This window comes from Azotobacter salinestris, from assembly GCF_009363155.1.
Lineage (GTDB): Bacteria > Pseudomonadota > Gammaproteobacteria > Pseudomonadales > Pseudomonadaceae > Azotobacter > Azotobacter salinestris.
Genome location: NZ_CP045302.1, coordinates 1,879,263 through 1,891,239, shown reverse-complemented (window position 1 = coordinate 1,891,239; position 11,977 = coordinate 1,879,263). Strand labels below are relative to the sequence as shown.

The window sequence follows — 11,977 nt, the reverse complement described above, 5'->3', positions numbered from 1 at the left end:
AAGGCCCTGTTTCCCTGAGCGATCGCCATGCGGATTCTTCTTGCCTTCGGCCGGTCCTACCCGGCGCGCACACTGCTCATGCTCGTCAGCCTGCTCCTGGCCGGCCTGGCCGAGGGCATCGGCCTGACCACCCTGCTGCCCCTGCTGTCGGTGGCGCTGGGCGACGAGACGCACTCGGCGTTCTCCCTCGAGGTCATCGCGATCCTGCGCCAGCTCGGTCTGGAACCGAGCGTGACGACCATGCTGAGCGTGATGGTGCTGGGCATGGTCCTCAGCAGCGCGCTGGTCCTGCTGGGCAACCGCCAGGTCGGCTATACGGTGGCACATGTTGCCACGGACCTGCGCCTCGAACTGATCCGCGCCCTGCTCGGCAGTCGCTGGGAATACTATCTGCGCCAGCCGACCGGCGCGCTGGCCAACGCCGTCGCCACCGAGGCCTACCGGGCCTCCACTGGCTACGAGCATGCCGCCAATACTCTGGCCCTGGTCATCCAGGCCATGGTCTACGTGGTCGTCGCCCTGTTCGTCTCCTGGCAGGCGGCCGTCCTCTCGCTGGTCCTCGGGGTCTTCCTGCTGCTGGTCCTGCAGAGGCTGGTGAAGACCTCGCGGCGTGCCGGCAAGAGCCAGACCCGGCTGATGCGCGAGCTGCTGGCGCACCTGACCGACACCCTGGGTTCGGTCAAGCCGCTCAAGGCCATGGCCCGCGAGGATATCGCCGACTCGCTGCTCAGGTGCGAGGCCGACGAACTCAACCGGGCCATGGAGCGCGAGGTCATGAGCCGCGAGACCCTCAGGGCGCTGCAGGGTCCCATGCTGGCGATCCTCGCGGCGGGCGGGCTCTATGTCGGGCTGGTGGTGTGGAGGCTGCCGCTGTCGTCGGTGATGGTCCTGATCTTTCTGGTGGTGCGGATCCTGAGCCTGCTGCACAAGGCCCAGCAGCGCTACCACCGCATGGCCGCCCAGGAAAGCGCTTACTGGGCGCTGCGGGAGGCGATCGATACCGCGCTGGCCGATGCCGAGCCCGGCGGCGGCAAGCGGGTTCCCAGCCTGCAGGACGAGATCGTCTTCGAGCGCGTGTCCTTCGGCTACGGCGAGCGGCCGATCCTCGATGCCGTCGACCTGACAATCCCGGTGGGCACCTTCACCAGCCTGGTCGGGCCTTCGGGAGCCGGCAAGACCACGCTCCTCGACCTGCTCTGCGTGCTGCTGATCCCGCAGTCCGGACGCATACTGATCGACGGCGTCCCCCTAGAGGCGCTGGACCGCAGGCGCTGGCGGCGGCTGATCGGCTACGTGCCCCAGGAAACCCTGCTGCTCCACGACAGCATCCTGGCCAACGTGACCCTCGGCGATCCAGCGCTGACCGCCGCGGATGCAGAGCGGGCGCTCAGGCAGGCCGGCGCCTGGGAATTCGTGGAAAGGACTTCCCACGGCCTGCAGACGATCGTGGGCGAGCGCGGCGGCAAGCTGTCCGGCGGCCAGCGCCAGCGCATCGTCATCGCCCGGGCGCTGGCCCACCGGCCCCGGCTGCTGATCCTGGACGAGGCGACCAGCGCCCTCGACCCGGAGGCGGAAGAGGCGATCTGCCGGACCATGAAGCAGCTGACCCCGGAGATCACCGTCATCGCCGTCTCGCACCGGCCGGCGCTGATCAACGTCGCCGATCAGGTCTGGCGCCTGCAGGAGGGACGGCTGGTGCGCATCAAGGGGCCGCGCGAGGAGTATTGGCGTTTCGGCGAGCGGGCCCCGGTCGGGCCGGACGGCAACGCGCCCACGGCCTGAGGGACAGGCAGGCGCCTGCGGATTGCGGAAAGAGGCCCCCTCTCCCGCGGGCGGGAGAGGGGAGGGCGTGCAGGCCGCTCAGGGGCGGTCGCGGAAGGGCGTGTCGGGATCGATCGGCCGGTCGCCGGCGGTCGGCCGGGTCTTGCGGATGTCGCTGTCCCTCTCGATGTCCACGTCGGTGCGCCGCACCGTGTCGTGCACGGTTTCCTCGCGCTGGGTGGTTTCCTTGCCGACCGTGACCTCCTCGACCACCCGGGCGGTCTTGGAGACCACGGGCTCTTCGGAGGTTTCCTGGATCTCGATGGTGCCCTCGTGGAAGGTGGACATCTCTTCCTGCGAGGCCGGGCGCTCGACCGGGCGGCGCTCGACCACGGCGTGCTGCTCGGTCAGGTTCACCGTCTCCTCGACCGGGCGCTCGCTCATCCGCGACACGATGCGGATGCGCCCCAGGGCGTTCTCCCGTTTGCCGACCTTGAGCTGCTCCTCCATGATCGGAATGGCCGTGCGCTCGGCCGTCCCGCTGACGGGAGCTTCGCCAGTGGTCCTGGCGGTTTCGGCCGAGCCGAGCTGTTCCGTATGTTGCAGGCCCCAGCTGGCGCTGCGCTCGTCGATGTCGATGGCGCCGTTGCGCTCCATGATCTCCTCGACGACGGGAACCTGGTCGTCGTCGTTGACGGTGACGGTCACCACGGTGGAGCCGTGGCGTACCGCCTCGGGGTAGGTATCGGCATAGCGCTGGGCGGTGGCGTCCTCGCCGCTGAAGATCGAATGGAAGAACTCGCTGACCCTGTCGCCCAGGGACTGGTCCTCCCGGCGCGTGTCGTAGGTGGTGTCGGTGCGCAGTGCCGTGTCCTCGCCGATGCTGATATCGTTCGAGGCAGCCAGCAGGATATCGGTCTGCGACACGCCGCTACTCATCAGCTCGCGCTTGACCTGTTCGGCTTCGTCGTAGTGGTCGAATGCGCCAATCAGAATGTGTTGCATGGTCCACCTCTATAAATTCGGCAGCCTGGGCTGCAAGGCGATAGCGGTGCTGCGGTAGATGTCTACCGGGTTTGGGAGGGCGGGACTTCCGTGGGGGTGCGCTCGACCGTCACCTGCTCGCGCCGCAGCGTGACGGGCACGCTGTGAGGCTCCTCATGCACGACTCGCCGGACATGCAGCTCTTCCTTGAGCACCAGCCGTTTCTCCACGACCAGCACTTCCTCGAGCACGGGAATGACGGTGACGTCGCCCTCCTGGCGAACCTGCGGCGGATGGGCCGGATCGACTTCCGTCCCGCAGGGAACCCGCTCGACCTGCACCTCTTCACGGCGCAAGGACTCCTCCAGGAGACAGTCCTCGGTTTCCACCGACTTGCTGATCCGCACGCGGCCGGACTCGACCTGGCGCTTGTGCAGGACGGCCTCCTCGGCCATCACCGGAATCGTCTCGCTTTCCAGTCTCTTGGGTTCGTCTGCAGGCATCGTCTCCCATCCTTCGCTCGGCCGAGCGTTTCACGCCCTCCTGGGAACTAGAGTTCGCCCCGGCTTTGTTGGTTCAGGAAACTTTGCAGTCGATCCGACAGGCTGTCGGATTGGCGGTGACGAATGAACGAACAGCGGAAATCGCATGTTTCGAAGTTGCCGCCACAGGCCGGCTGAAGTTCCGCCAGACAGCGGCCCGCCTGCCTGCCGGCCACGCTCCGCACAACTTTGCGATTGCGGAAAGACGCATGGTTTTTGATTTGATGGGCATCGCCCTTGACGCGGCGAAAGAGCAAAGGCGGATAACGGGAAAGTTCCGGGAGGCCGGGTCTTGCATTGCAAGTGCAGGACCCGGAATACCCGCTTTCCTTTCTCCGAAAGTGCCGGGGATTGTTCAATCGTCCCGCGTCAGCACTTCCAGCAGCTCGATCTCGAAGATCAGGTTCGAGTTCGGCTTGATGTGCGCACCGATCTGCCGCTCGCCGTAGGCGAGGTGGGCCGGCACGAAGAGCCTGCGCTTGCCGCCGACCTTCATGCCCATCAGCCCCTGGTCCCAGCCCTTGATCACCCGGCCGGTGCCGATCACGCACTGGAAGGGCTTGCCGCGGTCGTAGGAAGAATCGAACCTGGTGCCGTCCTCCAGAAAGCCGTTGTACTGGGTGGTGATCAGGGCGCCCTTGACCACTGCCTTGCCGTCGCCCGGCTGGATGTCTTCGATCTGCAGTTCGCTGCTCATCGCTCGCTCTCGTTCAGTCGGCGGCCCGTCAGGGGCCGTCCCGGTGGGCGGCTTTTTCTCAGGAATCGCCGGGATTGGCAATCGCCGGCGCCCCCTGGCGGGCACACGCGCAAGCGCCGCCCTGAACTATGCTCTATCAGCCCCCGCAAGCCCCGGCGGGAGCATTCGGCCCGACTTTCGACGAGTCGCCCAGACCGCCCGGACAGGACGCGCCGTGTAGCCACGAAAGGGACCCTTCATGTCGCCGAAATCCTCTTCCGACCAGCAATTGTCCGGAAACCTGCTCGATGTGCTGATCCGCGCCGGTCTGATCGCCGTGCTGACGATCTACTGCTACCTGGTCTTCCGGCCCTTTCTCGAGCTGATACTCTGGTCGCTGATCCTCGCCGTCATGCTCTATCCGCTGCAGCGCCGGCTCGCCGCCCGCCTGGGCCACCACGAGGGCCGGACGGCCAGCCTCATCGTGGGGGTCGGCCTGCTGATCCTGATGGTGCCGACCTACCTGCTCGGTATCTCGCTCGTCGACTCGGCGCAGCAGGTCATGGAAACCGTCAGGAGCGACTCCCTACGCATTCCGCCGCCGTCCGAGTCCGTGGCCGACTGGCCGCTGATCGGCGAGCCGCTGTACACCGCCTGGCAGCAGATCGCCTCCGACCTGTCGGGCACGATCCAGAAGTTCAGGCCGCAGATCCGGGAACTCCTGCTCGGCCTGCTGGGCAGGATCGCCGGCATCGGCGCCGGCTTTCTGCTCTTCATCGCTGCCCTGATCATCGCCGGCATCATCATGGCCTTCGGCGAACTCGGCCATCGCAGCGCCCATCGCATCGCCGCACGGATCGTCGGCCCGGAAAGGAGCGAGCCGTTCGTCAAGCTGTGCACCGCCACCATCCGCACCGTGGCCCAGGGGGTGCTCGGCATCGCCTTCATCCAGATGCTGCTGGTCGGTGTCGGCTTCGTGTTCATGGAGGTACCGGGCGCCGGTCTGCTGGCGCTGGCGGTCCTGGTGCTCGGCATCATCCAGGTGCCGGCGACCCTGATCACCGTGCCGGTGATCATCTACGTCTTTTCCAGCGAAGGCGCCAGCCTGGCCACCATCGTCTTCGCCGTCTACAGCGTCCTCGCCGGCCTGGTGGACAATGTGCTCAAGCCGCTGCTGCTCGGCCGCGGCGTGGATGTGCCCATGCCGGTGGTGCTGATCGGCGCGCTCGGCGGCATGGTGGCCAGCGGCATTCTCGGCCTGTTCATCGGACCGATCATCCTGGCCGTGGGCTACCGCCTGTTCTGGCAGTGGGTGGACAACCAGCCTGCCGAGGTCGAAGTCGACAAGCCAGATGGCGGTCAATCCCGCTCAGGGTGAGGCCATCGCCGGCAGGGCGCGGGCGATGTCCCGGCTCAGCGCCGCCAGGGCGCGGTCGTGGGCTGCCACCAGGGCTTCGGTGTCGCCGCCCCTGGCCGGCTCGTCGATCGTCGAGCGGCCGGCCTTGACCAGCGCGCCCCTGGCGCTGCGGATCGTCCACAGGGCGTCGAGGCTGGCCGCGGTGCCGGGTGCCGACTCGAAGCGCTGCACGTCCACTGCCACCCGGTAGTCGGGATCGGACACGGCGCTCTGCGGATAGGCGGCCACCCGGGTACCGCCCAGCAGCCGGGCCAGATTGGCGGCGACGACCTGGCCGATGCCGCTCGGCAACGGGGTCGCCCAGCGCGCTTGCTCGAGGATCTCCACCCGGTTGGCGGCGAGCCGCAGCACCAGCTGCGGCCGGTCCACCATCTCGGGCACGTTGACCGGTCCCACGCTCACGGTATAGGCCCGCGTGGCCGTCGCCGGTTCGGCCACGGCGCTGAGGGTGTAGAAACGCTCCTCGGGAGCGCTGGCGCAGCCGCCGAGGGCGGCCAGGGCCAGGCCGGCGAGCAGGAGCGGAGCGCGACGCTTCATTGCTGATTCCTCTTCTTGCCCCAGAGCAGCGCCTCGGGGTGGCGTTCGAGATAGTCGGCCAGGGCACGCAGGGACTTGGCGGTGCGCCCCAGCTCGCGGATCGCCTCGCGGGTGTCCTGCTGCAGGGGCTCGTCATCGGCCATCATGCCCTGGGCGGTGTCCACGGCCTTGCGCGCCTCGCCCAGAGTAGCTACGACCTCGGGAGCCACCTGGGTGTCCAGCCGGTGCAGCAGGCGGCTGGTGGTCTGCAGGGTTTGCCGCAGGTCGGCGCCGATCTGTTCCAGCGGCAGCTTTTCCAGCTTGCCGGCGACGCGCTGCAGGGACGCCTGCAGTTCGCCCAGGCTGCCCACCGTGGTGGGCAGCTGCGGCGGATCGCTGTCCCACTGAATTCTGGCGGTGGCCGCCCGGGGGAAGAAGTCGAGGCCGACGTAGAGCTGGCCGGTGAGCAGGTTGCCGCTGCGCAGCTGGGCGCGCAGGCCAGTGGCGACCATGTCGTCCAGGAAACGCTTGCGCGCCTCGTCCGACAGCGGGGGTTGATCTTTTTCCTTGGAGCGCAGGCGCAACCGCTGCGGATAGAGGTTCATCTCGACGGGCATGATGATCCGCCGGCTGACCGGGTCCAGTTCCACCCGGATGGCCGACACTTCGCCGAGGGCGATGCCCTGGAAGTCCACCGGAGCGCCCACCTCCAGGCCGCGCAGGGATTCGTCGAAGAGCAGGACCATTTTCAACACGTCGCGTTCGGGATTGCGCAGGGCCCGGGTGCGATCGGCGAACAGCTCGAAGCGGGTGTCGGGGGCGGCGGCTGGCAGGGCAACGGCCTCCTCCGGCGTTTCGAAGGCCACGCCGCCCAGCAGCAGCGAGGCCAGCGACTGGGTATCCACCTCGATGCCGCCGGCTCCGAGCTTGACGTCGATTCCGCTGGCGTTCCAGAAGCGGGTGTTGTCGGTGACGAAACGGTCGTAGGGCGCATTGACGAAGATCTTCAGGCTCACCCCGCGGCCGTTCTCGTCGAGCTGATAGCCGACCACCTGGCCGACCTGCAGGCGCCGGAAGAATACCGGCGAACCCATCGCCAGGGAGCCCAGGTCGGCGCTGTGCAGGGCGAACTCCCGACCCGGGGTGTCGATCTGGATGAGCGGCGGCACCTCCAGGGCGGTGAAGGTCCTCTGCGCGCGGCTCGACTTGCCCACGTCGACCCCGATGAAGGCGCCGGACAGCACGGTGCCGAGCCCCGAGACGCTGCCGCCGGAGATGCGCGGCGTGACCAGCCAGAAGCGGGTGTCCTCGACCAGATGGGGCTGGAAGTCCTTGACCAGCTCCGCGGTGGCCTCCACCTGCCTGAGATCCTTGGACAGGGTCACGGCGGTGACCAGGCCGATGTCCACGTCCTTGTACTTGACCTTGGTCTTGCCCGCCTCCAGGCCTTCGGCATTCTTGAAGACGATGCCGATGACCGGCCCCTGCTCGAGGATCGACTTCATCGCCAGCCAGCCGCCGATCAGGGCCGCCACCAGCGGCACCAGCCAGACCAGTTGCGGCCGCCAGCGCGAGCGGGGCGCCGTTTCGGCCTCCGGCAGCGTGGACAGATCGGAAGCCGGAGGTGTATCAGGCATCGTTCTTCTCCATGGAGTCCCAGATCAGGCGCGGATCGAAGCTCATCGCCGCGAACATGGTCAGCACCACCACGGCGCCGAAGGCCAGGGCGCCGGGGCCGGGGCGGATGGTCGCCAGGGCCTCGAGCTGCACCAGGGCCACCAGCAGGGTCACCACGTAGACGTCGAGCATCGACCAGCGTCCGACCAGCTCGACCAGGCGGTAGAGGCGGGTGCGCTGCACCGGCTGCCAGCGGGCGCGCAGCTGCACCGACAGCACCAGGATGACCAGGGCGATCAGCTTGGCCATCGGCACCACGATGCTGGCGATGAACACCACCAGAGCCAGGTGCCAGGAGCCCGACACCCACAGGTACACCACGCCGCTCATGATGGTGTCGTTCTGGGCGCCGAACAGGGAGCTGGTCTCCATGATCGGCAGCAGGTTGGCCGGGACGTAGAGGATCGCCGCGGCGACGATGAGGGCCCAGGTGCGGGCGATGCTCTCCGGCTTGCGCGCGTGCAGGGGCGTGCCGCAGCGCGGGCAGCGGGCGGCGTGGCCTGTGCCTGCGCGGCTCAGCAGGCCGCAGCCGTGGCAGGTCGCCAGGTGCCAGCGGGCGGTGCTCGCCGGGTCCTTCATCGCGCCGCCTCCAGCCGCGCCCAGAGGTCGCGGGCGTCGAAGGAGGCGGTGGCCGCGGCCATCAGCAGCATCACCCCGCCGAACGACCACAGGGCGACCCCCGGCACCACGGCGGCGAGGTGGGCGAGCTTGACCAACGAGACCAGGATGCCGAGCACGAACACCTCCAGCATGCCCCAGGGCTGGACCAGGGTCATGCCGCGGAACACGCGCCGGGCCTGCGGCGGCCGGCGTCCAAGACAGGCCGGCAGCAACAGGTAGGTCATGGCCAGCATCTGCGCCAGGGGCGCGGCGAAGGTGGTGATCAGCACCAATCCGGCGACCAGGCGCATGTCGTTGTCGTACATGGCCTGCGCCGCGCCGAGCAGGTTGGTCTGGATGTAGTCGCCGCTGAGCTTGAGGCCGACGATGGGAAAGACGTTGGCGAGGATGAAGAGGAACAGGGCGCCGAGGGTGAAGGCCAGGGCGCGTTCGCTGCTCCGCGGATGGCTGCGCAGCAGGGTCGCCCCGCAGCGCCGGCAGCGCACCACGCCGCCCTGGGGCAGGAGCGGCTCGCGCTGCAGCAGGTCGCAGTCGTGGCAGGCGACCAGGGGCTGTTCGGCCAGGCTCATCTCAGTCGTCCTCGCGCCGGCTTTGCGGCGCGCCGCTCAGGCCGCCGCCCGGCAGCGCCGGCTCGACGGGCGGCGCCTGCTTCCTGCCCGCGGTCTTCTCGGAAATCCGCTCGATCAGGTAGTAGAACAGCGGGATGAAGAACACCGCGATCACCGTCGCCGCCAGCATGCCGCCGATCACCCCGGTGCCGATCGAGTGGCGGCTGTTCTCCGAGGCGCCGACGGCGATGGCCAGGGGCACGCAGCCGAGGATGAAGGCCAGCGAGGTCATCACGATGGGCCGCAGGCGCTCGCGCGCCGCGGTCATCGCCGCGTCGAACACCGACATGCCTTTCTCGCGGTTCAGCACGGCGAACTCGAAGATCAGGATGGCGTTCTTCGCCGCCAGGGCCACCAGCATGGTCAGGCCGATCTGGAAGTACACGTCGTTGACCAGGCCGCGCAGGAGGATCGCCAGCAGCGCGCCGAACAGCGCGAAGGGCACCGCCAGCAGCACGCCGACCGGCAGCGACCACTTCTCGTACTGGGCGGCGAGGATCAGAAACACCATGACCAGGCCGAAGACGAACACCTGGGCGCTGGTGCCGCCGGCCTTCTTCTCCTCGAAGGCCTCGCCGCTCAGGGCCAGGGCATAGTCGCTGGACATGCTCTCTGCGGCCACCACCTCGAGGGCCGCCAGCGCCTGCCCGGAGCTGAAGCCCGGCGCCGCGCTGGCGGTGATCTTCACCGCCGGGAAGTTGTTGAAGCGGGTCAAGAGGTCCGGGCCGGTGACGTAGCGGGTGGTCAGCAGGGCCTTGAGCGGGATCATCTCGCCGCTGCGGCTGCGCACGTAGATCTGCTGCAGGTCCTCGACCTTGAGGCGGTAGGCCGGCTCGGCCTGCAGGATCACCTGCCACAGGCGGCTGTACTTGTTGAACTGCGACACGTACAGCGAGCCGAACATGGTCTGCAGGGTGCTGTACACGTCCTCCACCGGCACGCCGAGGGTCTCGGCCTTTTCCCGGTCGACGTCGGCGAGCAGTTGCCGGGAGAAGGCGTTGAAGGTGGAGGTGATGGCGCCGAGTTCCGGGCGCTGCCTGGCCCCGGCCAGGAAGTCGTTCACCAGCTCGGCGAGCTGGCCGATGGTGCCGTCGCCCTTGCTCTGGATCCACACCTCCATGCCGCCCGTGGTGCCCAGGCCGGGAATGGAGGGCGGGTTGACCGGCACCACGAGGCCCTCGCGTATCCGGGAGAAAGCCTGGCCGGCGGCCTTGATGACCGCCGGGGCGCTCTGCGCCCGGATGCTTTCCGCGTCCTGGTAGCGCTCCTCGAAATCCTTGAAGCCGACGAAGAAGGCCCCGGCGTTGTTCTTGTTCTGGCTGTCCAGCAGGCTGTAGCCGCTGACCACCGCCACCCCCTCGACGGCTTCGTCCTGCATGAAGTAGTCGCTGACCACCCGGCCCACCTCGCTGGTGCGGTCCAGGCTGGCGGCATCGGGCATGATCACCGCGCCGAGCAAGTAGCCCTGGTCCTCCGGCGGCAGGAAGGCGCCGGGGATGCGCTGCGCCATCAGCACGGTCAGCACGAGCATCCCGGCGAACAGCAGCAGGGCGAGCAGAAAGCGCCTGATCATGAAGGCCACCGCGCGGGAGTAGCCCTCGGTCATGCGTTCGAAATTGCGCTCGAACCAGCGGAAGAAGCCGCGCTTCTGCCCGTGGGCGGGTTTGATGAGCAGGGCGGCCAGGGCCGGCGACAGGGTCAGGGCGACCAGGCCGGAGATCACCACCGAGATGGCGATGGTAATAGCGAACTGCTTGTAGAGCTGGCCGGTGATGCCGCCCATGAAGGCCACCGGGACGAACACCGCGCAGAGCACCAGGACGATGGCCACCACCGGGCCGGCCACCTCGTCCATCGCCTGCTTGGCGGCGTCCTTGGGATGCATCTTGTGGACGTGCATGTTGCGCTCGACGTTCTCGATCACCACGATGGCGTCGTCCACCACGATGCCGATCGCCAGCACCATGCCGAACAGGGTCAGCATGTTGATCGAGAAGCCCAGGGCGGTCATGCCGATGAAGGTGCCGACGATGGACACCGGTACCGCCAGCACCGGGATCAGGGTGGCGCGCAGGCTCTGCAGGAACACATAGACCACCACCACCACCAGCACCAGGGCCTCGAAGAAGGTGTGCACCACCTCGCTGATCGAGGCGCGGGTGAAGGCGGTGGTGTCCATCACGATCCTGTATTCGATGCCCGCGGGAAAGCTTTTCTCCATCTCCGCCAGGGTCGCCCGGACGGCGTTGGATACGTCCAGGGCGTTGGCGCCGGGCTGCTGGTAGACGGCCATCAGCGTCGCCGGCTTGCCCTGGTAGGTGCTGCGCAGGGAGTAGTCCTTCTGACCCAGCTCGGCGCGGCCGACGTCGCGCAGGCGGACGATGGCCGCCCCGCCGCTGGCGGCGCGGACGATGATGTTCTCGAACTCCTCCGGCTCGGTCAGCCGGCCCTTGGTGGTGACGGCGAAGGACTGCTCGACCGCCTCGCCGGTCGGCGACTGGCCGATGCGCCCCACGGCGAACTGCTGGTTCTGGTTGGCCACCGCCTGCTGCACGTCGGCGGCGGTGATCTTCAGCTGGGCCATGCGGTCGGGCTTGAGCCAGATGCGCATGGCGTAGTCGGGGGTGCCGAAGATGCTCGCCTGGTTGGCGCCGGGGATGCGCTTGAGCGCGTCGAGGATGTACAGGTTGGTGTAGTTGGCGATGTAGGTGCTGTCGTAGCGGTTGTCCGGGGAGTACACCGCGATGACCATCATGAACGCCGAGGACTTCTTCTGCACCTGGATGCCCTGGGCCTGCACCGCCGAGGGCAGCTGCGGCAGGGCCAGGTTGACGCGGTTCTGCACGTCCACCTGGGCCAGCGAGGGGTCGGTGCCGATCTCGAAAAACACGTTGAGGGTTATGTTGCCGGTCGCCGAACTCGACGAGTTCATGTAGATCATGGCGTCGGCGCCGTTGACCTGCTGCTCGATGGGCGCCGCCACGTTGTTGGCCACCACCTCGGCGTCGGCACCGGGGTAGGTGGCCGAGACGGTGATCTGCGGCGGGGTGATGTCCGGGTACTGGGCGACCGGCAGGTTGAACATCGCCACCGCCCCGGCCAGGGTGATGACGATGGAGATCACCGAGGCGAAGATCGGCCGGTCGATGCAGTAGTGGGAGATGCTCATCGGGGC

General features: G+C 68.0%; 10 protein-coding genes. 2 read left to right on the top strand and 8 right to left on the bottom strand.

Annotation, left to right across the window (positions count from 1 at the left end; all coding sequences use genetic code 11):
• Positions 1–27: 27 nt before the first annotated feature.
• Positions 28–1,782: an ABC transporter ATP-binding protein gene (locus GCU53_RS08915; protein WP_244307084.1), complete on the top strand. Its 1,755-nt coding sequence runs from the start codon at positions 28–30 to the stop codon at positions 1,780–1,782.
• A 78-nt stretch (positions 1,783–1,860) separates the two neighbouring features.
• Here the strand turns inward: GCU53_RS08915 and GCU53_RS08910 are convergent, their stop codons facing one another.
• From GCU53_RS08910 to GCU53_RS08900, 3 genes are all read right to left on the bottom strand, one after another.
• Positions 1,861–2,766, bottom strand: coding sequence for a YsnF/AvaK domain-containing protein (locus tag GCU53_RS08910; protein WP_152387297.1), 906 nt, complete (start codon positions 2,764–2,766; stop codon positions 1,861–1,863).
• A gap of 62 nt (positions 2,767–2,828) precedes the next feature.
• Positions 2,829–3,248: a YsnF/AvaK domain-containing protein gene (locus GCU53_RS08905; protein WP_152387296.1), complete on the bottom strand. Its 420-nt coding sequence runs from the start codon at positions 3,246–3,248 to the stop codon at positions 2,829–2,831.
• A gap of 394 nt (positions 3,249–3,642) precedes the next feature.
• Positions 3,643–3,984 (bottom strand): FKBP-type peptidyl-prolyl cis-trans isomerase, encoded by a 342-nt coding sequence (locus GCU53_RS08900; RefSeq protein ID WP_152387295.1) that lies wholly within the window; start codon positions 3,982–3,984, stop codon positions 3,643–3,645.
• 238 nt (positions 3,985–4,222) lie between these two features.
• On the opposite strand from GCU53_RS08900, the gene GCU53_RS08895 reads away from it, so the two are divergent.
• On the top strand, positions 4,223–5,341 hold the full coding sequence (locus GCU53_RS08895; protein WP_152387294.1) for an AI-2E family transporter: 1,119 nt from the start codon (positions 4,223–4,225) through the stop codon (positions 5,339–5,341).
• Here GCU53_RS08895 and GCU53_RS08890 read toward each other — a convergent pair.
• Genes GCU53_RS08890 through GCU53_RS08870 form a run of 5 tightly spaced genes read right to left on the bottom strand, consistent with a single transcriptional unit; the run spans position 5,333 to position 11,971 of the window.
• Positions 5,333–5,917 (bottom strand): PqiC family protein, encoded by a 585-nt coding sequence (locus GCU53_RS08890; protein WP_152387293.1) that lies wholly within the window; start codon positions 5,915–5,917, stop codon positions 5,333–5,335. The two genes, GCU53_RS08895 and GCU53_RS08890, sit on opposite strands and share 9 nt — an antisense overlap.
• Positions 5,914–7,533 (bottom strand): PqiB family protein, encoded by a 1,620-nt coding sequence (locus GCU53_RS08885; RefSeq protein ID WP_152387292.1) that lies wholly within the window; start codon positions 7,531–7,533, stop codon positions 5,914–5,916. The genes GCU53_RS08890 and GCU53_RS08885 overlap by 4 nt, the downstream gene beginning before the upstream one ends.
• Entirely contained in the window at positions 7,526–8,152 is a 627-nt protein-coding gene (locus tag GCU53_RS08880) for a paraquat-inducible protein A (RefSeq protein ID WP_152387291.1), read from the bottom strand. Before GCU53_RS08880 ends, GCU53_RS08885 begins: the two co-directional genes overlap by 8 nt.
• On the bottom strand, positions 8,149–8,763 hold the full coding sequence (locus GCU53_RS08875; RefSeq protein WP_152387290.1) for a paraquat-inducible protein A: 615 nt from the start codon (positions 8,761–8,763) through the stop codon (positions 8,149–8,151). Before GCU53_RS08875 ends, GCU53_RS08880 begins: the two co-directional genes overlap by 4 nt.
• A gap of 1 nt (position 8,764) precedes the next feature.
• The gene (locus GCU53_RS08870) at positions 8,765–11,971 is read right to left on the bottom strand and encodes an efflux RND transporter permease subunit (protein ID WP_152387289.1); all 3,207 of its coding nucleotides are present in this window, start codon (positions 11,969–11,971) and stop codon (positions 8,765–8,767) included.
• Positions 11,972–11,977 lie beyond the last annotated feature (6 nt).